This window comes from Streptomyces sp. KL109B, from assembly GCF_030766935.1.
GTDB lineage: Bacteria > Actinomycetota > Actinomycetes > Streptomycetales > Streptomycetaceae > Streptomyces.
This window is the reverse complement of the sequence record NZ_JASERL010000005.1, coordinates 428,458-452,852: the sequence shown is the minus strand read 5'-3', so window position 1 is coordinate 452,852 and position 24,395 is coordinate 428,458. Positions and strand designations below refer to the sequence as shown.

Genomic DNA, 24,395 nt, shown 5'->3' with positions numbered 1-24,395 from the left:
GAGGGCTTCGCGCGAGGGCTTCGGACGAAGCCTTCGGACGAACGGGGGAGTACGTCATGTGGAGCATCGGTTTCTGGAAGGCCACCGCCGAGCGCGCGATCCGGACGTTCGCGCAGGCGCTGGCCGCCGTGCTGGTCGCGGGCGCGACGAGCCTGCTCGACGTCGACTGGGCCGCGGCCCTCGGCACGGCGGGCCTCGCGGCGCTGCTCGCGGTCCTCACGGCGGTCGGCACCGCGGGCATCGGACCGCACGGTCCGGGTGTCCTGGAGGCGCCCACCGCCTCCGGTCCTCACCCCGCGACGGACCCGCCCGCCACCCGCACCTGACGGCCCTCGAAGCGGGACCGGAGGCGGCGGTCGTGGGAGACCACGACGAGGGTGCCCGCGTAGCCGGACAGGGCCGCGTCGAGGTCTTCCGCGAGGGCGGGGGAGACGTGGTTCGTCGGCTCGTCCAGGAGCAGCAGGTCGGCGGGGCGAGTGACGAGGCGGGCCAGGTCGAGGCGGCGGCGCTGCCCCACGGAGAGGTCCCGCACGGGTACCGCCAGGTCCTCCTCCCGGAACAGGCCCAGCGCGAGCAGGGCCCGCGCGTGGTCCTCGGGCAGCCCGCCGAGCCCGGCCGCGAACGCGTCGAGGAGCGGCTGCCGTGTGCCGTCGTGCGCGACTTCCTGGGTCAAGTAGCCGATGCGCGGCGGGAGTTGGACCGTTCCCCGGTCCGGCGCGAGGCGCCCGGCGAGGAGCGCGAGCAGGGTCGATTTACCGGCCCCGTTGGGCCCGGTCACGAGGGTGCGGGAGCCGGGTTCGAGGATCAGCCCCGGCACGTCGAGCCGACCGTCGACCACGACGTCCGTGACCTCTACGGGGCGGAGGAAGGGGTGGTCGCCGCCTTCGAGGACACCGTGCTCGGCGGAGCCCAGCGGGCTCCCGCTCACCGCACCCACGTCCACGTCCACGTCCATGTCCACGTCCACACGGAACCGCAACGGCTCCGGCGGCTTCGGGACCGGGTCGGCGCGCAGCCTGCGCAGCCGCTCGCGTGCGTTGCGGACGACGCCCGACACCTGGCCCTCCACCGAGCGCTGGTGCTTGGAGAACTTGGCGAAGGTGCTGCTGTCGCGCATCCGCCAGCCGCCGGAGAGGCGGGCGGAGGTGTCCTCGGCGATGCGTTCCTGGCGGTCGACCTCGTCGGACCACGCCCGGTACCGCTCCTCCCAGCGGCGCCGCGCGCTCGTGCGCTGTTCCAGGTAGCCGTGCCAGCCGTTGCCGTAGCGGGCGACGGAGCGGCGGTCGCCGTCGACCTCGACGATCGTTCCGGCCACCCGGTCGAGGAACACGCGGTCGTGGGTGACCGCGACGACCGTGCCCCGGTGCGCTCGGAGCCGGTCCTCCAGCCAGCTCAGCGCCTCGTCGTCGAGGTGGTTGGTCGGCTCGTCGAGGAGCAGCAGTTCGGGCTGCGGGGCGAGGACGCAGGCAAGGCCGAGGCGCGCCGCCTCGCCGCCCGACAGGGAGCCGAGCGTGCGCGTGCGCGCCAGGTGCGGGACGCCGAGGCCGTGCAGGGCGGCGTCGAGGCGGGCGTCCGCGCGGTAGCCGTCGCGCGCCTCGAAGGCCTCGACCAGATCCGCGTACGCCGTCAGCTCGCCGGGACCGGCCGAACCGAGCGACGCCTCCGCATCCCCGATGCGCCGCTCCAGGTCCCGCAGCTCGGCGAGCGCCGCGTCCACGGCGTCCTGCACCGTGGCCTGCGGGGGCAGCGGCTGCGTCTGCGCGAGGTAGCCGCTGCCGCCGTCGGCGGTCACGACCACGGAGCCGTCGGCCGGGGCGAGCTCGCCCGCGAGCAGCCGCAGCAGCGTCGACTTGCCCGAGCCGTTCTCACCGATGACGCACGCCTTCTCACCGGGCCGCACGGACAGCGAGACCCGGTCCAGGACCGGCCGGTCCGGATAGCCGTACGTCACGTCCTTCAGGACGAGCTGGCTCATCGATCCGGGTCCCCTCTCCAAGTCCGCACGCTCACACCGGTTGGCCGAACAGCTCCCTCAGTACGTCCTCCATCGTGACGAGCCCGGCAAGGCGGCCGTCCGCCCCCAGCACCGCCGCCACGTGCGTACGGCTCCCGCGCATCGCGGTCAGCACGTCGTCCAGTGGCGTCGTCTCCCGTACGCGCGCGATGGAGCGCATGTCCGGGACCCGGAACGGCAGGTCGCGCGGCGTCGCGTCGAGGGCGTCCTTCACGTGCAGGTAGCCGACGATCCGACGGCCCTCGTCCACCACGGGGAAGCGCGAGAAACCGGACTCGGCCGACAGCCGCTCCAACTCCTCCGGCGTGACGCCCACGCGCGCGTAGACGACCTTCTCGATCGGCAGGACGACGTCCTTGATGGGCCGGCGGCCGAGTTCGAGGGCGTCGTGCAGGCGCTCCTGCGCGCGGTCGTCGATCAGGCCCGCGTCGGAGGAGTCCTTGACCATGCGGGCCAGCTCGTCGTCCGAGAACGTCGCCGCGACCTCGTCCTTCGCCTCCACGCGCAGCAGCTTGAGCAGCCCGTTCGCGAAGGCGTTGATCGCGAAGATGACCGGGCGCAGGGCGCGCGCGATGGCCACCAGCGGCGGGCCGAGCAGCAGCGCGGAGCGCACCGGCTCGGCGAGCGAGATGTTCTTCGGCACCATCTCGCCGAGCAGCATGTGCAGATACGTCGCCACGGTCAGCGCGATCACGAACGAGATCGGGTGGACCAGGCCGTGCGGCACCCCGACCCCGTCGAACGCGGGCTCCAGGAGATGCGCGATGGCGGGCTCGGCGACTATGCCGAGGACCAGCGTGCACAGGGTGATGCCGAGCTGCGCCGCGGCGAGCAGCGCCGACACGTGCTCCAGGCCCCACAGCACGCTGCGCGCGCGCCGGTCGCCCTCCGCCCCTTCTTCTATGGCCTGCTCGATCTGGCTGCGGCGTACGGAGATCAGGGCGAACTCTCCGCCCACGAAGAAGGCGTTGACGACGAGCGTCGCCAGACCGATCAGCAACTGGACCGCGGTCATCGGGCCGCCCCCTTCTCCGTACCGGAACGCTTCTCCGTACCGGAACGCTTCTCCGTACCGGAACCCTTCTCCTCGTCCGCCCTGCGCCGCGCCTCCGTGTCGAGGATCAGCGGCGCGTGCAGCAGGACGCGCGCCGCGCGGTGCCCGTGCGCGTCCACGACGTCGAGCCGCCACCCGGCGACCTCGACGCTGTCGCCGATGTCCGGGATCCGGCCCAGCTCGGTCGCGACGAGCCCGGCCAGCGTCTCGTACGGTCCGTCGGGCGCGCGCAGTCCGACCCGTGCGAGCTGGTCGGTGCGGGCGGCGCCGTCGGCGGAGTACAGCGCCCGGCCCTCCGGGTCGGTGCCGGCGGCCGCGATGTCGGGGGTCTCGTGCGGGTCGTGCTCGTCACGGACCTCGCCGACGACCTCCTCGACGATGTCCTCAAGCGTGGCGACACCCGCCGTACCGCCGTACTCGTCGATGACGACCGCCATCGTCCGCTTCCCCGACAGCCGGTCGAGCAGCCGGTCCACGGTCAGCGTCTCCGGTACGAGGAGGGGTTCGCGCAGCAGATCGGCGACGCCCTTGCGGGCCCGCAGATCGTCGGGCACGGCAAGGACGTCCTTGATGTGCACGACGCCGACGACGGAGTCGAGGGTGCTGCGGTAGACGGGGAAGCGGGACAGGCCGGTGGCCCGCGTCGCGTTCGCCACGTCCTCGCAGGTGGCCTGGATGTCGAGGGCCATGACCTGGACGCGCGGCGTCATCACGTTCTCGGCGGTCAGGTCGGCGAGGTTCAGGGTGCGTACGAACAGCTCGGCGGTGTCCGCCTCCAGGGCGCCCTCCTTCGCGGAGTGCCGGGCGAGCGCCATCAGCTCTTGCGGTCCGCGCGCGGAGGCCAGCTCCTCGGTCGGCTCGATGCCGAAGCGGCGCACGAGCCGGTTCGCGGTGTTGTTCAGGTGCGTGATGAACGGGCGGAACGCGGCGCTGAACAGGCGCTGCGGCGTCGCCACCCGCTTGGCCACGGCCAGCGGCGCGGAGATCGCCCAGTTCTTCGGCACCAGCTCGCCGACGACCATCAGGAACACGGTCGACAGGGCGGTGCCGAGCACGAGCGCGACCGAGGACGACGCGGCGGCCGACAGGCCGAGCGACTCCAGCGGGCCCGCGATCAGCTTGGAGATCGACGGCTCGGCGAGCATGCCGACGACCAGGTTGGTGACGGTGATGCCGAGCTGGGCGCCGGACAGCTGGAAGGTGAGGTTCCGTACGGCCTTCAGCGCGCCGGCCGCACCGCGCTCACCGCGGTCCACGGCTTCTTCCAGGTCGGCGCGCTCCACGGTCGTGAGCGAGAACTCCGCCGCGACGAACGCGCCGCAGGCCAGCGACAGCAGGACCGCCACGGCGAGCAGCAGCACTTCGGTCATCGGGTCGTCACCTCCGTCCCATGGTCGGCCAGAGCCGGGACGGACGCGCGCTCGTGGGGGCCGCGCGAGGGGGTGGACCAGATACTAGGGGGCTCGCCCATGGGCGGACGCTCACACCTTTCGCAGAGTTCGAGTGACCCATCCATGTTAAAGGAGCAGCAAAGTACGGCTGCTGTTCGTGGGAGCCCCCCCGGTTCCTCGGGCCCGGCTCAGCGTGCGTCGACGGCGTCGAGCGGCTTCACCCAGCGGCTCCACTGCGGCTCGGGCGCGTACCCCGCCGCCCGCCACGCGTGCCGCGCCCGCTCGTTGCGGTCGAGGACCATGGCGTCGCCGCGCCGCCCGCCGAGCGCCACGAACCGCTCCTCCGCCGCCGCGAGCAGCGCGGAACCGATGCCCTGGCGCCGCGCCTGCGGGTGCACCGCGAGCCGGTACAGGTGGCAGCGCCAGCCGTCGAACCCGGCGATGACCGTGCCCACGAGCTCACCGTCGCGCTCGGCGAGGAGCAGCGCCTCGGGATCGCGCGCGACGAGGCGCTCCACGCCCGAGCGGTCGTCGCTGATGCTGGTGCCCTCGGCGGCCTCCTTCCAGAAGGCGAGCGCGGCATCGAGATCGGCGGGTCCCGCGGCACGTATACGAAGATCGTTCAGAAGATCACTCATGGGCCGATCCCATCACCGGCGGGACGCCGGAGGCCGCGAATTCCATATATCGGACGCCACGCCGGACGCCGTGCCGGACGTCAGCCGGACGCTGTTCAGCGCCCCCGCAGCTCCTCGATCACCGGCGCCAGCGCCTCCATGTGCGGCTCCAGGACGGTGATGTACGAGAACCCGTACCGCTCGCGCCGCTCCAGGAGCTGCGCGGTGATCTCCTCGACGGTGCCGACGAGGAGGAGCGGGGAGTCGAGGACCTGTTCCTCGGTGAGGTGCGGGAGGTGTTCCAGGAGGGGCTGGACGGCGGCGGGCCGGTCGTCCGTGACCGCCACCAGCTGTACGAGCAGGTTCAGCTCGGCGGCCTCGGCGCGGTCCGCCGCGTACTTCCGGTACAGGGCGACCCGCTCCGCCAGTTCGTCGCCGGTGAGCGCTTCGAGGCCGCCCGCGTTCCCGGACGGCGCCCTGGCCCCGGTGAACGCCGCGATGTCGGCGTGCTCGGCGGTGATCCGCAGCATCCGGTCGCCGTTGCCGCCGATCAGGAGCGGCGGGCGCGGGCCCTGGTCGGGGGCGGCGAGCTGCCGGTCGAGCTCCGTGACGGTGCGCTCCAGGTGGTCCACGCGGCTGCCCGGCGTGCCCCATTCGATGCCGGCCTGCTCGAACTCCTCGCGTACGTAGCCGGTGCCGAGGCCGAGCTCCAGGCGGCCACCCGTGAGCGCGACGGTGGTGGTGATCTCGCGGGCGAGCAGCACAGGGTTCCAGAACGCGCAGTTGAGGACGAACGTGCCGAGGCGCGGCCGGCTCGTCGCCTCGGCCGCCGCCACGAGCGAGGGGAACGGCGACGGGGCGCCCAGATGGTCGGGGACGAGGATCACGTCGTAGCCCAGCTCCTCCGCCCTGCGGCACTTGGCGCGCCACGCGTCGTCGGGGGCGGGGGTGACCAGGTTGACGCCGAAGCGGAAGGGGCGCGGCATGAACTCTCCTTCGGGCGTGGACAGTTGCTGGCCGTTCGAGCCTACGACCGCCGCGCCCCTTCCGCATCGCTACTCGTGCCGCATCGCTGTCCGTGCGTTTCGCTACTCGTGCCGTATCGCTACCTGTGCGTTTCGCTACCCGTGCCGTATCGCTACTCGTGCGCGATCGCCGCCAGCACATTCATGCGCGACGCCCGCAGCGCCGGCAACAGCGCCGCCGCGAGCCCCACGACCACCGAGCCGACGACCACCGCGACGATCGTCGACCACGGCACCGCCAGCGCCTTCATGCCCTCAAGGGCCAGCACCCGCTGCGCGACGACGCCCCATATGAGGCCGAGCGCGAGCCCGAGCACCGCCCCGAACACGGCGATCACCACCGACTCCAGGCGGATCATCCGCCGCAACTGCCGCCGCGCGAGACCGATCGCCCGCAGCAGCCCGATCTCCCGGGTGCGCTCGACGACGGACAGGGCGAGCGTGTTGACGACGCCGAGCACCGCGATGACGATCGCGAGCCCCAGCAGCGCGTACACCAGGTACAGGAGCACCGCTATCTGGCCGTGCACGAGGTCCTTGTAGTCGGCGAGGTCGCGGACCTGCACCTGCGGATACGGGTCGAGGGTCTTCTCCAGGCGGTCGCGCAGCGCGTCGGGGGAGGTGCCGGAGGCGGCGTTCACGTACACCGCCGAGTCCTGGCCGCCCGGCGCGTACTTCAGCAGTGTCGGCATCCCCATGGCGAAGCCGCCCGCCATCCCGAAGTCGTGGCCCTCCTGGTCGGTGAGGGCGCCCACGGTCAGCCGGGCGCGCTGCCCGCCGGGGAACTCCACCGGCAGCACGCTGCCGACCCGCGCCCCGTGGTCGTCCGCGAACTCCTTCTGCAGCAGCAGGTGCCCGGCCGCCAGGCCCCTGGCGCTGTCGCCCCGCGCGTACGTGACGTGCGCGACGTCGTCGATGCGCCGGTCCCACCCGGCCGCCGTCGTCTTCACCCGCTTCCCGTCCGGCATCCGCACCGCGAGCGCGGTGAACCGCTGGCGCACGACGAGGCCGACGCCGTCCGTCGCCCGTATCTTCCTGGTGACCTCCTGCGGGAACGGCATGAAGTTGGCGTTCTGCACGGTGAAGTCGGCGCCCAGCGTGTCGTCGATCTGCTCGTCGAAGGACCGGCTCATGGACGCGCTCGCCACCGACATCCCCGCCACCAGGGCGAGCCCCACCATCAGCGCGGCGGCGGTGGCTCCGGTGCGGCGCGGGTTGCGCAGCGCGTTGCGCTGGCTCATCCGGCCGACCGAGCCGAACACGGTGGGGAACGCGCCACCGAGGACCCGGATCACGGGCCGTACGAGGAGCGGGCCCGCGACGACCGTCGCGATCAGCGTGAGGACGATGCCGAGGCCGAGGAGGGAGGCCGCGGGCGCGGTCTTGTCCGCCGTCCAGCAGCCGGCCAGCGCGGCGGCGCCGGCCGCGCCGATCGCCCCGCCCACCACCGCCCGCACCTTCAACGGCCGCCCCACACCCGCTATCTCGGCGTCCGCGAGCGCCGCCATCGGCGAGACCCCGGAGGCCCGCCGCGACGGCAGGTACGCGGCCACGAACGTGACCCCGACGCCGACCGCGAACGCCACCACGGGCGTGCCCCAACCCACCACCATCTCCGTGGACTTGAGGTTCATCCCGAAGACGCCCATCAGCTTGATGAGGCCGTACGCGAGCCCCACCCCGAGCGCGAACCCGGCCGCCGAACCGACGAGCCCCAGCAGCACCGCCTCCGTGAGCACGGAGCGCCGTACCTGCCGCCGGTCCGCGCCGAGCGCCCGCAGCAGCCCCAGCTCGCGGGTCCGCTGCGCGATCAGCATCGAGAACGTGTTGACGATCAGGAACACGCCGACCAGGACGGCGATCCCGGCGAAGCCCAGCATCACGTACTTGATGACGTCGAGGAACCCGCCGAGGTCCTCCGCCGAGGACTTCGCGTCCTCGTCGGCCGTCTTCAAGTCGTAGGCCCCGCCGAGCTGTTGGCCGATCCGTTGCTTGAGGGTCGCGTCGGCGACGCCAGGCGCCGCGTCCACCGCGATGCTCGTCGCCCTGCCGGTGCCGCCGAGCAGCCTGCGCTGCGCGGTGCCGGTGTCCAGGAAGACGAGGGCCGCGCCCGGGTTCGTCGTACGGAACGTGGCGATGCCCACGACCTCGACCTTGAACGAGCCGGGCTCGGCCATGACCGTGAGCGGGTCCCCGACGCGTACGTGCTTCTTGTCGGCGGTGTCCGCGTCGAGCAGCGCCTGCCGGGGACCGCGCGGCGCGTGCCCCGACGTCAGGCGCACCGGACTGCGGTCCGTGGGCTCCCAGTTGGTGGCGATCGTCGGCGCGCCCGTGGTCGGCCCCACCGACTTGTTGTGCCGGTCGACCACCGTGATGTTCTCCACCCCGGCGTCTATGTGCGTGTCCGCCACCCCGGCGACCCGGTCGATCCGAGCGGCCAGCGAGGCAGGCACCGTACGCACCGTGCCCGAGGGCACCGACTCGTCGAAGTCGTCCTCCTTCGGCCCCACCCGCACGTCCGCCGACGTCGAGGCGAAGAGCCGGTCGAAGGTGCGCGACACGGTGTCCGAGAAGATCAGGCTGCCCGCGACGAACGCCACCGACAGGACGACGGCGAGCGCGGACAGGACGAGGCGCCCCTTGTGCGCGAGAAAGCTTCGTAGCGTCGCCTTCAGCACGGCTACACCTCGGGGCCGGGCTTGTCGACGACGGCCTGGCGGGTGACGTCGAAACGCTTCATGCGCTCCAGGACCGCCTCCGCCGTCGGCTCCCGCATCTCGTCCACGAGGCGGCCGTCGCCGAGGAAGAGGACCAGGTCGGCATGGGCGGCGGCGCCCGGGTCGTGGGTCACCATGACCACGGTCTGGTCGAGCTCGTCGACGGACTGCCGCAGGAATCCGAGGACTTCGAGCCCGGCCCGCGAGTCCAGGTTCCCCGTCGGCTCGTCCGCGAAGATCAGCTCGGGGCGCGCGGCGAGCGCCCGCGCGCACGCGACGCGCTGCTGCTGCCCGCCGGACAGCTGCGCGGGCCGGTGCCCCAGGCGGTCCCGCAGGCCCAGCGTGTCGATGACCTGGTCAAGCCACTTCCCGTCCGGGGACTTGCCCGCGATGTCCATCGGCAGCGTGATGTTCTCCGCCGCGTTCAGCGTCGGGATCAGGTTGAAGGACTGGAACATGAAGCCGATGCGGTCGCGCCGCAGCCGCGTCAGCTCCCGCTCCTTGAGCCCCGTGATCTCCGTGTCCCCGAGCCACACCTGTCCCGCCGAGACCGTGTCGAGCCCCGCCAGGCAGTGCATCAATGTGGACTTTCCGGACCCTGAAGGGCCCATCACGGCCGTGAACCGGCCGCGCGCGATGTCCACGTCCACCGAATCGAGGGCGAGCACCTGCGTCTCACCCGACCCGTACGCCTTCGTCAGCCCCTTGGCCCGCGCCGCGACGGCATCCTGCACCACACCCGTTCCCCCCACGCCAACTCCCTTACATAGAAGGTCAGTTGTCCGTCGAATCCCCTAAATTCGACATCGGGACCGAGGATAGCCGCTCGCACTGACAACGGCCTTCCGACGACCGGTCGCCGAGCCTCAGAGGGCGTCCACGCCGCTCACCTTCCAGCCGTCCGCGGTGCGGGTCATCGCCATCCGGACCCGGTTGAGGTCCACGCGGGGGCCTTCGAGCCGGGTGCTGCGGGTCGTCTGGTTCACGAAGAGGATCACCACGGCGCGGTCCGCGGACGTCGACTTCACGGCGGCGGCGGGCGCGTCCCCGGAGGCCTGCGCCACGGTGGCCCTGACGACGCCGTGGTACTTCTTCGCCGTCGGCCCGACCGCCTTCGACGTCGTCCCGCGGTACTCGTCGAGGAAGCCGCCGGTGAGGCGGTCGCGGGCGGCGGCGAAGTCGCGGTCCAGGTGGCGGTAGTCGTAGGACAGGACGACGGGCGCCGCCTTCCGCGCCGCGTCGAGGGCCTCACCGCGCGCCTGCTCGGCCCGCACGCCGTCCCGGTAGCGCAGGCCGAGGACGGTGGCGGCGACGAGGGCCGCGATCAGTACGAGGAGCAGGGCGCACCAGGCGAGGGTGCGCAGGGGAGGGCGGGTCCTGGCGGGCTGCTCCGGGTCCGGCTCGGCCTTTACCGGGTCCGCGGTCGTCTCGGGGTCCGCGATGGTCTCGGGGTCCGCGATGGTCTCGGGGGCCGCGGTCGTCACCGGGTCCGCGGTCTCTTCCGGATCCGGCTGTACGAGGTCCGGCTCTACGCGTTCCGGCGCTACAGCGCCCGGACCCGCCGGCGTCGCCGCCGGTGTCGGCGCCCGCCGCCCCCGCTCCGCCCGCTTCGCCGCCGCACGCGCCGCCGCGCTCATCGACGTCTTCGTCACGCCCACACTCCTCCACGCTCCTCAGTGGTCAGTGGTCAGTGGTCAGTGGTCACCGGTCAGCCGACGAACTCGACGTCGGACGTCAGCCAGCGGCCGTCCCTGCGCACCAGGTCGAGCTGGAGCCGGTAGGTGCGCGCCTGGCCCTTGGGCACCGACTTGTTGGTCACCTCGCTGTCGGCGACGACCAGGACGCGGGCGGAGTCCGCGGCCGACCTGACGAGCCCCGCGTCGAGGATCTGTCCCTTGGACACCGACTTGTTCTCGGCGACGAGTTTGGTCAACTGCCCGGTCTGCGCCGCGAACTGCTTCTTGAAGTCGCCGGTGGCACCGTCGAGGACGTTGCCGCTGTCCCGTTCGTAGTGCCGGTAGTCCAGCGTCGTGAAGTTCAGCGCGGACTGGCGGGCCGCCGCCAGGATGTCCTGGCGCTGCCGCTCCGCCTCGCGCTGACGGTGCAGACCGAGCCCGAACGCGGTCGTGACCGCGACCGCGAGCACCGTCAGCGCGACGAGTACGGCCTTCGCCGGCCGGCCCGTGAGCCGGCGCCTCACGTCATGGGTCCAACGAGCAGCCACTGCCACGACTCCTTTCCGAACATGGCCTGTTGGCCGCCCGTCGAGCCGATCCCGACGGGGTCTCCGTCCGTGTTCGTCGCCGCGCGTGGCGCGTTCTGCGCGCCGCGCACCGACGTCTTGCTGCCGCGCGGCAGGGCGCACCGCGCGTCCGTGTTCGCCTCGCGGGTGCGGGTGTCGGCGGGGTCGCGCCACTTCGTCCCCTCGTACCCCTTGGTGCAGGCGGGCGGGTCGGCGACGTTCAGGGCCAGGCCGAAGTGCGTCGTGCCGTCGCCCGGCGCGATGGTCTGGCCGCCGGCGGTGAGGCCGGGGAAGGTGACGAGGGCCTGCTCGACACCGGGGAGCCGGGCGCGGACGACCTGGCCGCCGCTGATCAGGTTCGCGAGCAGCACCGAGACCTTCGGGTCGAGGGACCTCAGCAGCGAGTCGACTTGCCGCGCGGCGGGCGGCAGGCCGCCGATCACCTTGCGCAGATCGCCGTCGCTGGACTTCAACCGCGCGCTCAGCCGCGACAGGTCCCGGGCGAACGACTTGATGGACGAGCCCTGTTCGGCCTGCGTGCCGAGCGCCGTGCGCGCGTCCTCGATGAGCGACACGGTCTGCGGCAGCGCCTCCGTCGCCGAGTCGACGAGCGCGTCCCCCGAGTCGACGAGGCGCCCGAGATCGGGCCCTGTACCGGCGAACGCGCTGCCCAACTCGTCGACGGTGACCCGCAGATCGTCCTTGCCGACCGAGTTCACGAGCCGGTCCAGGCTGAGCACGAGATCCGTCGCGGGCAGCGGCACGCGCGTACGCGCGCGTGGAATGGTGCTGCCGTCCAGGAGATACGGCCCGTGGGACGTGCGCGGCTGGAGGTCGACGTACTGCTCGCCGACCGCCGAACGGTTCGCCACGACGGCGAGCGTGTCCTCCGGGATGCGCGGCGCGCCGTCGTCGATGTCGAGGGCGACCTGGACGCCGTCCTCGCCGCTGAGCCGCAGCCCGCCGACCTTGCCCACCGGCACCCCGCGATACGTCACCTGGGCGCCGGGGAAGACGCCGCCGGAGTCGGCGAACTCGGCGCGCGCCGTGTAGCCGCGGCCGAGCGCCGCGTCCACCAGCCCTGTGTACTCGGCGCCGACGTACGAGACGCCGACCGCGGTGACCGCGGCGAAGGCGATGAGCTGCGCCTTGACCGTACGAGTGATCATGGCTGGACCCCCTGGAGGAGCAGGCCGCCGAGGTCCGGAAGCTTCGGCGGCTTCGGCAACTCCGGTTTCGCGGAGTCCCCGTCGCCACCCCGGCCGCCTTCGGAGCCCCCGGACCCGCCCGGCTCCCCGGACCCTCCGGACCCCTCGGATCCGCCCCCGCTCGTCAGATTCCCGTACAGCGCCTCCAGATCGAGGTCCGCCGTGAGGTGGAGGTTCACGAAGTCGCCCTTGATGGCGGCCGTCGCGTTCCGAGGGAACGGGTAAGTGGTCAGCACCTCAAGGGAGTTGGGGACGTCGTCGCCCGCCTTGTTGAGCTGTTCCAGGATCGGGCGCAGCCGTTCGAGGTTGGCGACCGTGTCGTCGTGCGAGGCGTTGATGACCCGCGTACCGGTGCTGCCGAGCTTCGACAGGGCGGTGAGCATGCGCGTCAGGTCCTCGCGCTGGTCGGCGAGGACCTTGAGAGCGGGCGGCAGCGTGTCCACGGCCCGCGCGATGGTCTTCCGCTCCTTGCCCAGGCGCCCCGCGAGCCGGTCGACGGCCCGGAGCGCGCGCACGATGCCGTGGCGCTGTTCGTCCAGCGTGCCCATGAACGTATCCAGCTCCTCCAGGAGTGATCTGACCCGGTTCTCGCGGCCGTCCAGGGCCTTGTTCAGCTCCACCGTGATCGTCTTGAGCTGCGCGACACCGCCCCCGCTGAGCAGCGCGGACAGGGCGGACAGCACCTCCTCGACCTCCGGGTTGCGGCCGCTGCGGGACAGCGGGATCCGGTCGCCGTCGTGCAGCCGGCCGACGGGTGCGGTGTCGTCCGGGGCGGACAGGGACACGTACTTCTCGCCGAGCAGACTGGTCTGGCGCAGCTCGGCGACCGCGTTGGCGGGCAGCTTCACGTCGTGGGCCACGCGCAGGCGCACGCGCGCGTGCCAGCCCTTCAACTCGACGTGCTCCACCGCCCCTACGGTGACGTTGTTGGCCTTCACCGCGGACTGCGGCACCAGGTCGAGAACGTCACGGAACTCGACCGTGACCCGGTACGCGCTCGCGTCGTCGGCGGCCCCGCCGGGCAGCGGCACGTCGTACCAGCCGTGGAACCCGCAGCCCGAGAGCAGCAGCGACCCGGCCGCGCCCCACACAGCGGCCCGCCCCCACCGTGAACCGGTCCGTACGGCGCTCATCCGTCCGCCCCCAGAATCCCGCCGAGGCTGCGGTCCACGGTTCCCGTGCCCAAGGACCCGAGCGGCAGCTCCGGCAGCTTCGGCAGCGCGTCGAACAGCTTGCGCAGCTTCGTGCAGTCGGGGTTCTTGCCGACGCCGAGTTCCCCGGTCGTCGACAGGAGCGAGCACAGGAAGGAGGCCGGGTCCTGCAACTGCTCGATGTTGAGCCGGGTGTCGAGGGTGCCGGAGGTCGGGTTGTAGGTGTTGTTGAGGTTCGACAGGGCGGCGGGGGCGAGGTCCAAGCTCTCCTCCAGGGCGGCCCGTTGGGAGACGAGCACCTTGGTCACCTCGCTGAGACCCTCGACGTTCGAGGCGAGTGACTTCTTGTTGTCCTTCACGAAGGCGGTGACATCGGCGAGCGCCGTGCCGAGGTTCTTCAGCGTCGCCGCGAGCTCCTGCCGCTCGCCCGCGAGCTGCCCCGCCACGTCGGCGAGGCCGGAGCTGAACGCCCGTACGCTCTTGTCGTCGGCGGCCAGCGCCGCCGTGAACGCCTGAAGGTGCTTCACCGTGCCGAACAGGTCGGTGCGCCCGTCGGAGAGCGTCGTGACCGCCTTCGACAGGTCGGCGACCGTACGGTGCAGGTTCTCGCCCTGCCCTTCGAGGTTGTCCGCGCTCACCCCGAGCAGCCGCGAGAGCGCGCCGTTCTTGTTGGCGCCCTTGGGGCCGAGGGCCTCGGCGGTCGTGTGCAGGCTGTCGAAGACCCGGTCGAGCTCCACGGGCACCGCCGTGCGCCGCTCTGGGATGACGGCACCGCTGCGCATCACCGGCCCGCCGCGGTAGACCGGAAGCAGCTGGACGTAACGGTCGCTCACCAGAGAGGAGTTGATGATCGCCGCCTTCGCGCGCGCGGGCACCTTGCGCCCCGCGTCGTAGCTGAGGTCGACCCGCACCCGGTCGCCCTGCGGCGTGATCGACTCGACCTTCCCGAAGCGGACGCCGAGCACGCGCACGTCCGAGCCCTCGTGAATGCCCACCGTGCGCGGGAAGTACGCGGTGACGCGCACGGGTTCGGGCCGTGGCCACACCACGTAGACGAGCGCGACGACCAGGGCGAGTACGACGACGAGCACGGCCGGGCGGGAGCGCGGGTGGCGGTGGCTGAGGTTCACGACGGGTCCCCCTTGCGCACGGTCGGCGGGACGGCCACCAGGTTCTGCACGTAGCCGTCGAACCAGCGGCCGTTGCCCACGGTGTTGGTGAAGACCCGCAGGAACGGGGCGAGCGCCTTGATGCCCCGGTCGAGGCTCGACTGATTGCGTTCGAGCATCCGCACGACGCCGTCCAGCCGGGCGAGCGTGGGCCCGAGTTCCTTCTCGTTGTCGGCGACGAGCCCCGACAGCTGTTGGCCGAGCGCCGCCGAGGTCTTCAGGAGCGCGTGGATCGCCTCGCGCCGCTTGGTGATCTCCTTGAACAGCAGATCGCCGTCCTTGAGGAGCGCGGTGAAGTCGTCGGTGTGCTCGGCGAGTACGCCGGTCACCCCGTTCGCGTGGTCGAGGAGGGTACGCAGCTCCTTGTCGCGTGACGCGACCGTGCGGGAGATCCTCGACAGGCCCTCGACCGACGCGCGCACCTCGTCCGGCGAGTCCTCGAACGTGGCGGACAGGGTGTTCAGGGCCTTCGCGAGGTGCCGGGTGTCCACCTTCTCCGTCGTGCGCGTCAGATCGCTGAACGCCTCCACGACGTCGTACGCCGCCGTGGTCCGCGCCAGCGGGATCTCGCTGCCGGGGGCCAGCTGCCCGGGGCCTTTGGGGTACAGGGCGAGGTACTTGGCACCGAGGATCGTCCTGACGCGGATCGAGGCGCCGGTACGGGTGCCGAAGTGCGGGTCCCCCTTGATCGCGAAGGTGACCCGGACGTGCGCGCCGTCCAGGTCGACGTCCTTGACCTTCCCGACCTTCACGCCCGCGATCCGTACCTCGTCGCCCGACTTGAGGCCGCCCGCCTCGGAGACGGCGGCACTGTACGTGTCGCCGTCGCCGATCAGCGGCAGGCTGCTCACGTTGAAGGCGGCGAACGTGAGCACCCCGATGACGGTGACGCCGACGGCCCCGATCACCACGGGATTCCGCTCGCGGAACGGAGTACGCAGGCCACCTCGCGGTCGTCCCTGCCGCCCCCGCCTCGGCCATCCCGGCCATCCCGGTCGTTCAGGCCGTCTCATGAGTCGCACCTCGCCCTCGCGATGTGCACCTTCGGCGTGAGGATCTGCTTCGTCCTCGGCAGCACGATCCGGCCGTCGAAGTCGCAGAGGTAGAAGTTGAACCACGAGCCGTAACTCGCCGTCCCCGTCAGCTTGTTGAGCTTGTTCGGCAGCCTGCGCAGCACGCCCTCCACGGTCTTGTCGTTGTCGTCGAGCGTCCCGGCGAGCCGCCCGAGGCCCGCGATGTCGTCCTTGAGCGGCGGCCGCGCGTCCTTCAGCAGCCCCGACGTGGCCGCGGTCAGATCGCCGATGCCGACGAGCGACTCCCCGATGGGCCCCCGGTCGGCGGCGAGGCCGGACACCACCCTTCGCAGCTGCTTGAGGAGTCCCGCGAACCGGGCGCCGCGCTCGTCGAGGGTCTTCAGGACCGTGTTCAGGTTGTCGATCACCGAGCCGATCAGCTTGTCGCGGTTCGCCAGCGTCGTGGTCAGCGAGGCGGTGTGCGTGAGCAGGCTGTCGACGGTGCCGCCCTCCCCCTGGAGCGTCCTGACGATCTCCGTGGCGAGCTGGTTGACGTCGCGCGGGCTGAGCGCGGCGAACAGCGGCTTGAAGCCGTTCAGCAGGGTGTTCAGGTCGAGCGCGGGACGCGTGCGGGACAGCGGGATCGTGCCGTCGGGCGCGAGCCGGGTGCGGTCGCCCGCGCCCTCGGTCAGCGCGACGTACCGCTGCCCGACGAGGTTCCGGTAGTGGATGACGGCGCCCGTGCCGCGCAGCAGCGGGCGGTCGGCGGTGACGGTGAAGGTGACCTCCGCGAGGGTCCTGTCCTTGATGCGGATGTCCTCGACCTGGCCGACCCGCACCCCGGCCACCCGCACGTCGTCCCCGTCCTCCAGACCTGTCACATCGCTGAACACCGCGTGGTACGTGTCCTCGTCGTCGCCGGAGAGGTTGCCGATGGTGGCGGCGAGGAGCGCCGTGGCGAGGACCGTCACCAAGGCGAAGAGGCCGAACTTGACGAGCGGCCCGGTGGCCCGGCGGGCGGGGGAGGTCTTCCCCGGACTCATGTGACGCTCACCCCCGTTCCGCGCGCGAGCGGCCCGAACAGCAGCGTCGCGACCGGCGGCACCTCGTCCGCCGGTACGTCGAGCACGGGCGCCACGAGCGCGCCGACGGCGTGCTGCTCGGCGCGCGTCGCGGAGGCGTCGGACAGGCCGGGCCGCTCGATCGGCAGGCCCGGCAGCTCGATCGGCAGTCCGGGCGTCCGGTGCTTCGAACCGTCCTCGTGCTGGATGCTCGGCGAAGGCACCTCGGGGTGCGGAAGGCCGTGGCAGTCGGGCCCGGTACGGGCGCCGTAGCGCGGCTCCTCGCCCGGCCGGTACGGCTGCTGGGGCTGTACGACCTCCAACGTGATGTGCATCCGGCCACCCGCGAACACCTTCTGGGACAGCTTGTCCTGCGTCACAAGACCGTCGAGGAGGCACGGGTACTCGGGCGCGTAGCGGGCGAGCAGATCAAGCGTGGGGCGGGCGACGCGGTTCACGGTGATGAGACGGTCGCCGTTCCTGTCGAGGAAGCCCTCTGCCGTGCCCGCGACACCGGTCGTCGCGGCGAGCGCGGACGCGAGCCGGTCCCGCTTCTCGACCAGCGTGCGGCTCGTGGTGACGGTGTTGCGCAGGGTGTCGAGGAGGTCGGGCGCCGCGTCCCCGTACACATCGGCGACGTCGGCGAGCCGTGTGATGTCCTCGCTGAGGGCCGGCAGGTGCGGGTTGAGTGCGCGCAGGTAGTCGGCGACGCGCGTGAGGTTGTCGCCGATCCGGTCGCCGCGCCCTTCCAGCGCCCCCGCGAACGCGCTGAGCGTGGCGTTGAGTTCGGCGGGCCGCACGGCCCGCAGCAACGGCAGGAGATCGTCGAGCAGCCGCTGCACCTCGGTGCCGACCCGCGTCCGGTCCTGCGTGATCACGTCACCCGCACGAATGGACCGCCCTTTCGCGTGCTCGGGGGCGACCAGGTCCACGTACTTCTCGCCGAACAGCGTCTTCGGCAGCAGCCGCGCGTGCACGTCGCCGGGGATCGCCGCGACGTGCTCCGGCTTCAGCGCGAGCCCGAGCGTCGCCTTCGCCCCGTCGGCCCGCACCGACCGCACCTCGCCGACGAGCACGCCGCGCAGCTTGACGTCGGCCCGCTCGTCGAGCTGGTTGCCGATCGAGTCCGCCTCCAGGGTTATACGTACAACGGGCGTGAACCGCTGCTCGTACGCGGCGACGGACAGCCCCACCAGAAGCCCGAGCACGACGATGAACACCAGCCCGTACAAGCGCAGTTGGAGTGCTCTCATGCTGAGTGCTCTCACGCTGAGTGCTCTCACGCGCCGCTCACCCCGCGATCCGTACGGTCGTGGTCGCGCCCCAAATGGCAAGGGACAGAAAGAAGTCGACGACGTTGATCGCCACGATCGAGGTCCGCACGGCCCGCCCCACCGCCACCCCGACGCCCGCCGGGCCCCCGCGCGCGTAGTAGCCGTAGAAGCAGTGCACCAGGATGATCACGACGGCGAAGACCAGCACCTTCCCGAACGACCACAGCACGTCGACCGGCGGCAGATACTGGTGGAAGTACTGGTCGTACGTGCCCGCCGACTGCCCGTAGTAGAAGGTGGTGATGGTCCGCGCGGCGAGATACGACGACAGCAGCCCGATCACGTACAGCGGAATCACGGCCACGAACCCCGCGATCATCCGCGTCGTCACCAGATACGGCAACGACGGGACGCCCATGACCTCAAGCGCGTCCGTCTCCTCATTGATCCGCATCGCGCCGAGCTGCGCCGTGAACCCGGCGCCGACCGTCGCCGACAGCGCGAGACCGGCCACCAGCGGGGCGATCTCCCGGGTGTTGAAGTACGCGGAGAGGAACGCCACGAAGTTCGAGGTGCCGAGCTGTTGCAGCGCCGCGTACCCCTGAAGTCCCACCTCCGTGCCGGTGAAGAACGACAGGAACGCGATCACGCCGACGGTGCCGCCGATCACGGCGAGCGCTCCCCGCCCGAAACTCACCTCGGCGAGCAGCCGCAGAATCTCCCTCTTGTACCGGCGCAGCGTCCGCGGCGTCCACGCCAACGCCCGCCCGTAGAAGACGAGTTGTACGCCGAGTCCTTCCAGCCACCGCATCCGCTACCCCCGCTGCGGGACGGCCTGGAAGTACACCGCCGTCAGCACGAAGTTCGTGACGAAGAGCAGCATGAACGTGATGACCACGGACTGGTTCACCGCGTCCCCCACCCCCTTCGGCCCGCCTTTCGCGGTGAGCCCCTTGTACGAGGCGACGATCGCGGCGATGGCCCCGAACACCAGCGCCTTGACCTCCGCCGCCCACAGGTCGGAGAGCTGCGCGAGCGTGGTGAAGGAGGCGAGATAGGCGCCCGGAGTCCCGTTCTGCAGAAGGACATTGAAGACATAGCCACCCGCGACACCCACCACCGACACCAGCCCGTTCAGCAGCACCGCGACCACCATCGAGGCGAGGACCCGCGGCACCACCAGCCGGTGCACCGGGTCGATGCCGAGCACCCGCATCGCGTCGATCTCCTCACGGATCTTCCGCGCCCCGAGGTCCGCGCAGATCGCCGTGCCGCCCGCGCCCGCGATCAGCAGCGCCGTCACGATCGGCGAGGCCTCCCGCAGCACCGCGAGCACCGAGGCGGCACCGGCGAAGGACTGCGCGCCGAGCTGCCGGGTCAGGCTCCCGATCTGCAGCGCGATGACGGCCCCGAAGGGGATCGACACGAGTGCGGTCGGCACGATCGTCACACTCGCCACGAACCACGCCTGCTGAATGAACTCCCTTGCCTGGAACGGCCGTTTGGGCAGCATCCGCAGCACATCGAGGGCCAGTGCGAACAGTCCGCCCGCGTGCCGCAGCCCCGCGGTGGGCGACAGGCTCATGCGCCCGCCCCCTGACGCGGATGCGCCTCGGCCTCGCGCCGCGCGATCTCCTCCCAGCGGGCCGGCCGGACGATGCCGGGCCCGGGAAGCAGCCGCGGGGGAGGGGTACGAGTGGTTTCGGCACCGCTGTGGGCGACCTCGGCGATCCGCGCCAACTCCTCCTCGACGAGCGCGGCGTCCTTCTCCTCCGCCATCCCGATCGGACCCTCCGTACGCCCGTCGAGGAACTGCCGCACCACCGCCTCATCACTGGTCAACAACCGCTCGCGCGGCCCGAACAGCACCAGCTCGCGCCGGAACAGCAGGCCGATGTTGTCGGGGACGGTGCGGGCCGACGCGATGTCGTGCGTCACGATGAGGAACGTGGCGCCGGTCCGCGCGTTCAGGTCGACGATCAACTGGCTGATGTACGCGACCCGTACGGGATCGAGCCCGGAGTCCGGCTCGTCGCACAGCACGATCTGCGGATCCAGCATCAGCGCCCGCGCGAGCCCCGCGCGCTTGCGCATCCCGCCGGAGATCTCCCCGGGCAGCTTCTCCTCGGCGCCCAGCAGCCCCACCATGTCCATCTTCTCCAGGACCAGCCGCCGAATCTCGCCCTCGCTCTTGTGGGTGTGCTCGCGCAACGGAAACGCGATGTTGTCGAAGAGGCTCATCGACCCGAACAGCGCGCCGTCCTGGAACATCACGCCGAACAACCGCCGCACGTCGTACAGTTCGTGCTCGCGCAGCCGCGTGATGTCACGCCCCGCGACGGCGACGGACCCACGGTCCGGCTTCAGCAGCCCCACGAGCGTCTTCAGGAACACGGACTTCCCCGTCCCCGAGGGGCCGAGCAGCACCGAGATCTCCCCGGCGGGCAGCGTCAGCGAAACATCCCGCCAGACGAGCTGCCGCCCGAACGACTTGGCAAGCCCTTCCACCCGGATCTCAACCCCCACCCGCTCCCCCTCCGCCCGTCACCGCGACGCACTTCTGACATGTGCTCTACGGGGAGGGAGGGCCGGTCCGTCGCAATGGGGGCGGACTTTTTTTCGGGGGTCCTCGGGGAAGGGGGAGCGGGGGGTGGGGTTGGTGGCGACCTGGTCGCGTGCGGCGAATCGAACAAATCAAGCCTCGCCGGTGAGCGAGGCAATTCAAGCGGTGCGGGGGGTGATGTGGGCAATTCAAGCGGTTCTGGGGGTGACGTGGGCAAATCAAGCCTCGTCGGCGAGCGAGGCAAATCAAGCGGTGCGGGGGGTGATGTGGGCAAATCAAGCCCCGCCGGCGAGCGGGGCAATTCAAGGGGTTCTGGGGGTGATGTGGGCAAATCAAGCCTCGTCGGTGAGCGAGGCAAATCAAGGGGTTCTGGGGGTGACGTGGGCAATTCAAGCCTCGTCGGCGAGCGAGGCAAATCAAGGGGTTCTGGGGGTGACGTGGGCAAATCAAGCCCCGCCGGCGATTGAGGCGCGGGGTCCGGGGCAGAGCCCCGCGGCGTAGGCAGAAGCGCGGGCAGCGAGATCGTGAGGCCCAGCAACGTCACCGACGGCAACGCCAACCGCGGGCGCAGGCCCACCACATCACCCGATTCCCGCCACCCCGGCGCCCGCGCCGTCGCCGTCGCCGACACATCCCGAACCTCACGCCCACGAGGAACAACCCCGGTGACCCGCCCCGTGGACGACTCCACCACCCCCGGCTCGGCCACCACCCGCCCGGCGGCACCGGAACTGGAACCGGGACCCGGCTCGGCCCGAACACCAGGGCCCACGCCCGGGTTGGCACCAGCGGCACCACCCCCACCCGGCACCACATACCCCGCCACCACCACCCCCACCGTCGCCGACGACACCAACACCGCCTGCGCCGCCCCACCCCCGATCACCTTCGCCCGCCCCCACACAACCAACCCCAACCCCAACGTCCCGGCCAACGTCGCCCGCAACGTCCGCCGCGCCCGCGCGAGCAACGACTCGACGGTGCGGTACCCGAGCCGCATCCGCACCGCCACCTCCCCCACATCGAGCCCCTCGGCCTTCAACCGCAACGCCTCCGCCTGCCGCTGAGGCAACTGCGCACTGCGCGCTGCCAGCCACCGCGCCTCGTCCCGATCGCACACGGCCTCCTCGACCGGCACCGGCCCCGGCACCCGGAGGGTCGGGCTGCGATGCACCTCGGCCTCCCGCCTGACCTGCCGGTACCGGTCGACGCACAGCCGCATCGTCACGGTCGTCAGCCACCCGCCGAGCCGCTCGTCGTCGAGCCCCGGCCGCTCCGCCGCCCGCAGCATCGCCTCGTGCACCGCGTCCTCGGCGTCCTCCGGAGTCATGGATCTGCGCCGGGCGACCCTGAGCAGGTCCTCGCGGTGACTCCAGACGCGCAGCCACGCCGCCGCGTCGGAGTTCGGCGAGTTCGGCGAGTTCGGCGGGTTCGGCGGGTTCGGCGAGTTCGGAGTATTCGGCGTATTCGGTGTGTCCGGCCTGTCCATCGGCATTAGGGGCCCCTTCACCGTCCGGCCCGCGAGGGTACAGCGGGGGATCAAAGGTGTGGAGAGGCGTACGCGATCGATCGTCGGCGCCGCGATCTACGCGACGGCCGACGTCCACGACATCGAGAGGGAACCGCGCACCTGGTGCCTGTGAGCCGGCTACGGCCGGGTCGCGGCGCCCAGCACGCAGTACGACATCGGCTGCCGCGCCCCGTGCCCCGGCATCGTCAGCGCGCGATGCTCGCCCAGCTCGAACCCGGCGGCGCGCAGCGCGCCGAGCGCGTCCCGCCGCAGATGGCAACCGCCCACGCACAACGGCCAGATGGTCCGGTCGAGGGCTCCCTGCACCAGCCGCATTCCGCGCCCCGGGGCCCGTACGTGCTCGAAGAACCGCACCTCGCCGCCCGGCCGCAGCACCCGCCGCACCTCTCCGAGGGCCCGGTCCACGTCACGGACGCTGCACAGTACGGTGCTGAGCACCACGGCGTCGTACCCCTCGCTCTTCACGGGCAGCGCCTCCGCCGCGCCGGGCACCACGTCGACCGGCACGGCCACGCGCTGCGCGGCGTCGACGGCGAGCCGCCGCAGAGTGCGCTCGGGTTCGATGGCGACGACCTCGGAGACGGTCGACGGGTAGTACCCGAAACCGATACCGGTCCCGGCACCGATCTCGAGCACGCGCCCGGCCAGTCCCGCGACGAGCTCCGTGCGCACGGGCGCCATGACGGGCTCGGCCCGCTCGATGACCTGCGCGTAGTACCGGGCGAACACGGGATGGTGCACCGCGCCCCGCTCCCTGCGCCCTCGGCGCCGTACCGCCGCCGAGCCGCCTAGCCGTCCGTTGTCCACGATGGGGCCTCCTTCGCCGGGCGCATCCCCCCACCGGAAGTGTTCCCCTCCGGGACCGGGAAGGACCCCGCCTTCCCGGCCTCAGGGGCGGCGCGGGTCCAGCCACAGCGCCGACGCGAGCGCGTAGAGGTCGCCGTCCGGTGCGGCGAGCGCGACACCCAGGCGGTGCTTGCGGCCCGTCTCGTCCAGGACCCACGCGTAGGACAGCAGGGGCGAGGACGCCGGTACGGGGCGCAGGACGCGCGCCGTGAGGGAGGCCGTCACGGAGCCTTCGCGCTGCGTGCCGAGCATCCGGCCCGCCGCGTTCCCGGGGCAGTCGAGCGCGCCCCACACCATTTCGGGCCGCAGCCGCCCTTCGGCGTCGGCGAGCGCGGGCCCGGCCGACCACGCGGTGGCGACCAGGTCCCGCCCCGGAATGATGCCGCAGTGCTGGCGAAGGCCGGTGTCGGGCGTGCGGTCGAGCCCGCACCCGAAACAGTCCACGGTTCCCTCGGGCGGGTCCGCGCGGTACGCCTCGGCCGCCGCCGACGCCTCGTCCCAGGACGGCGGTTCCGGCACGTCGAGGTCCAACTCACCGGCCGTGGCCGTCGCGAGCACCCCGTCGCCCCCGGTGAGCACCGCCCCACCGTCCCCGTCCCCCGCGAGCTCGACGGGAACCTCCACGGGAGTGGGCAGCCGAAAGTCCACCCGCACGGTGCGCCCCACCGCCCGCCCGGCCAACAGCCCCGCCACATACCCCCCGAACGCGACCCCGGGATACCCCCGCACGGCCCGAGGCACGGTGACCTGCTCCACCCCGTTCACGCCGCCCTCCCGGCTCTGCCTCCGGCAGCTTGTCCGAACGCCGCCCCGTCCCACACCCCGCCGAGCCCAGGGCCCAGCCATCCCCCGGCACGCTCCCGGAACACCTCGGGGCGCAGCGCCCCGGCGCCCTCCGGCACCGCGCCCAGCAGTTCGGCGTCCGCGACCACCGGCAGGTCGGCCACGTTGCAGCGCTCCGCGAGGCCCGGGGCCTGCGGCCAGCTGCCGATCACGACGCCCGCCTGCCGCAGGCCCCGCGCCCGCAGCGCCTCACCGGTCAACTGCACGGAGTTCAGCGTGCCGAGGCCCGCCGCCGCGACCACCAGCACCGGCGCCCCGAGCAGCGCCGCCGCGTCCGCCAGCGTCGCGCCCTCCTCGTCGAACCGCACCAGCAGCCCGCCCGCCCCCTCGACGAGCACGAGGTCGTGCGAGGCCGCCAACTTCGCGGCGGTGTCCGCCACTTGATCCGGTCGTACGGGTGCGAGCCCGGCCCGCGCCGCCGCAGTGCCCGGCGCCAGCGGCTCCGGGTACCGCGCCAACTCGACGCCCGTGACCGCGTCCCCCGCGAGCCGCACCACCTCGTCCACGTCCCCCGGCTCCCCGGGCGCGACGCCCGTCTGCGCCGGTTTGAGCACGGCCACCGAACGCCCGGCCCGTGCCGCGACGGCCGCGAGCGCGGCGGTCGTCACGGTCTTGCCGACCTCGGTCCCGGTCCCGCTCACACAGAGCACGCCCGACAACACACCACTCACCCTTC

At 72.1% G+C, this 24,395-nt stretch carries 23 protein-coding genes; 1 reads left to right on the top strand and 22 read right to left on the bottom strand.

All coding sequences use genetic code 11. From position 1 onward, the window contains the following. The first annotated feature begins 56 nt into the window (after positions 1-56). Positions 57-326, top strand: a complete 270-nt coding sequence (locus tag RBJ65_RS20115; protein ID WP_306317587.1) for a holin — start codon at positions 57-59, stop codon at positions 324-326. Here the strand turns inward: RBJ65_RS20115 and RBJ65_RS20110 are convergent. The 22 genes from RBJ65_RS20110 to bioD form a co-directional block, all read right to left on the bottom strand. Then, entirely contained in the window at positions 290-1,975 is a 1,686-nt protein-coding gene (locus RBJ65_RS20110; RefSeq protein WP_306317586.1) for an ABC-F family ATP-binding cassette domain-containing protein, read from the bottom strand. The two genes, RBJ65_RS20115 and RBJ65_RS20110, sit on opposite strands and share 37 nt — an antisense overlap. A gap of 31 nt (positions 1,976-2,006) precedes the next feature. Beyond that, positions 2,007-3,029, bottom strand: a complete 1,023-nt coding sequence (locus RBJ65_RS20105; protein WP_306317585.1) for a hemolysin family protein — start codon at positions 3,027-3,029, stop codon at positions 2,007-2,009. Further along, a complete protein-coding gene (locus RBJ65_RS20100; protein WP_306317584.1) occupies positions 3,026-4,438 on the bottom strand; it encodes a hemolysin family protein in 1,413 nt (470 codons plus the stop codon). Before RBJ65_RS20100 ends, RBJ65_RS20105 begins: the two co-directional genes overlap by 4 nt. 209 nt (positions 4,439-4,647) lie before the next feature. Continuing rightward, entirely contained in the window at positions 4,648-5,085 is a 438-nt protein-coding gene (locus RBJ65_RS20095) for a GNAT family N-acetyltransferase (RefSeq protein WP_306317642.1), read from the bottom strand. Positions 5,086-5,192: 107 nt separating this feature from the next. Continuing rightward, positions 5,193-6,062, bottom strand: a complete 870-nt coding sequence (locus RBJ65_RS20090) for an LLM class F420-dependent oxidoreductase (protein WP_306317583.1) — start codon at positions 6,060-6,062, stop codon at positions 5,193-5,195. Between the two features lie 152 nt (positions 6,063-6,214). Then, the gene (locus RBJ65_RS20085; protein WP_306317582.1) at positions 6,215-8,779 is read right to left on the bottom strand and encodes an ABC transporter permease; all 2,565 of its coding nucleotides are present in this window, start codon (positions 8,777-8,779) and stop codon (positions 6,215-6,217) included. A gap of 2 nt (positions 8,780-8,781) precedes the next feature. Next, a complete protein-coding gene (locus tag RBJ65_RS20080) occupies positions 8,782-9,570 on the bottom strand; it encodes an ABC transporter ATP-binding protein (protein WP_306317581.1) in 789 nt (262 codons plus the stop codon). A 114-nt stretch (positions 9,571-9,684) separates the two neighbouring features. Then, a complete protein-coding gene (locus tag RBJ65_RS20075; protein WP_306317580.1) occupies positions 9,685-10,470 on the bottom strand; it encodes a hypothetical protein in 786 nt (261 codons plus the stop codon). 56 nt (positions 10,471-10,526) lie between these two features. Continuing rightward, complete coding sequence (locus tag RBJ65_RS20070) at positions 10,527-11,048, bottom strand: hypothetical protein (protein ID WP_372341207.1); 522 nt, start codon at positions 11,046-11,048, stop codon at positions 10,527-10,529. Then, complete coding sequence (locus RBJ65_RS20065) at positions 11,015-12,229, bottom strand: MCE family protein (protein ID WP_306317579.1); 1,215 nt, start codon at positions 12,227-12,229, stop codon at positions 11,015-11,017. Before RBJ65_RS20065 ends, RBJ65_RS20070 begins: the two co-directional genes overlap by 34 nt. After that, on the bottom strand, positions 12,226-13,401 hold the full coding sequence (locus RBJ65_RS20060; protein WP_306317578.1) for an MCE family protein: 1,176 nt from the start codon (positions 13,399-13,401) through the stop codon (positions 12,226-12,228). Before RBJ65_RS20060 ends, RBJ65_RS20065 begins: the two co-directional genes overlap by 4 nt. Continuing rightward, positions 13,398-14,549 (bottom strand): MCE family protein, encoded by a 1,152-nt coding sequence (locus RBJ65_RS20055; protein WP_306317577.1) that lies wholly within the window; start codon positions 14,547-14,549, stop codon positions 13,398-13,400. Before RBJ65_RS20055 ends, RBJ65_RS20060 begins: the two co-directional genes overlap by 4 nt. Beyond that, a complete protein-coding gene (locus RBJ65_RS20050; protein WP_372341206.1) occupies positions 14,546-15,499 on the bottom strand; it encodes an MCE family protein in 954 nt (317 codons plus the stop codon). The genes RBJ65_RS20055 and RBJ65_RS20050 overlap by 4 nt, the downstream gene beginning before the upstream one ends. A 98-nt stretch (positions 15,500-15,597) precedes the next feature. Next, on the bottom strand, positions 15,598-16,644 hold the full coding sequence (locus tag RBJ65_RS20045; RefSeq protein WP_306317576.1) for an MCE family protein: 1,047 nt from the start codon (positions 16,642-16,644) through the stop codon (positions 15,598-15,600). Continuing rightward, positions 16,641-17,915, bottom strand: coding sequence for an MCE family protein (locus RBJ65_RS20040; RefSeq protein WP_306317575.1), 1,275 nt, complete (start codon positions 17,913-17,915; stop codon positions 16,641-16,643). The genes RBJ65_RS20045 and RBJ65_RS20040 overlap by 4 nt, the downstream gene beginning before the upstream one ends. A 37-nt stretch (positions 17,916-17,952) precedes the next feature. Next, complete coding sequence (locus RBJ65_RS20035; RefSeq protein WP_306317574.1) at positions 17,953-18,747, bottom strand: ABC transporter permease; 795 nt, start codon at positions 18,745-18,747, stop codon at positions 17,953-17,955. A gap of 3 nt (positions 18,748-18,750) precedes the next feature. Continuing rightward, a complete protein-coding gene (locus tag RBJ65_RS20030) occupies positions 18,751-19,521 on the bottom strand; it encodes an ABC transporter permease (protein WP_306317573.1) in 771 nt (256 codons plus the stop codon). Beyond that, complete coding sequence (locus RBJ65_RS20025) at positions 19,518-20,462, bottom strand: ABC transporter ATP-binding protein (protein WP_306317572.1); 945 nt, start codon at positions 20,460-20,462, stop codon at positions 19,518-19,520. Before RBJ65_RS20025 ends, RBJ65_RS20030 begins: the two co-directional genes overlap by 4 nt. Then, complete coding sequence (locus tag RBJ65_RS20020; protein ID WP_372341212.1) at positions 20,387-21,829, bottom strand: sigma-70 family RNA polymerase sigma factor; 1,443 nt, start codon at positions 21,827-21,829, stop codon at positions 20,387-20,389. Before RBJ65_RS20020 ends, RBJ65_RS20025 begins: the two co-directional genes overlap by 76 nt. 318 nt (positions 21,830-22,147) lie before the next feature. Continuing rightward, entirely contained in the window at positions 22,148-22,837 is a 690-nt protein-coding gene (locus tag RBJ65_RS20015; RefSeq protein WP_372341205.1) for a class I SAM-dependent methyltransferase, read from the bottom strand. An 81-nt stretch (positions 22,838-22,918) separates the two neighbouring features. Continuing rightward, complete coding sequence (locus RBJ65_RS20010; protein ID WP_306317571.1) at positions 22,919-23,641, bottom strand: hypothetical protein; 723 nt, start codon at positions 23,639-23,641, stop codon at positions 22,919-22,921. Then, positions 23,638-24,390 (bottom strand): dethiobiotin synthase, encoded by a 753-nt coding sequence (gene bioD, locus RBJ65_RS20005; protein WP_306317570.1) that lies wholly within the window; start codon positions 24,388-24,390, stop codon positions 23,638-23,640. The genes RBJ65_RS20010 and bioD overlap by 4 nt, the downstream gene beginning before the upstream one ends. Positions 24,391-24,395 lie beyond the last annotated feature (5 nt).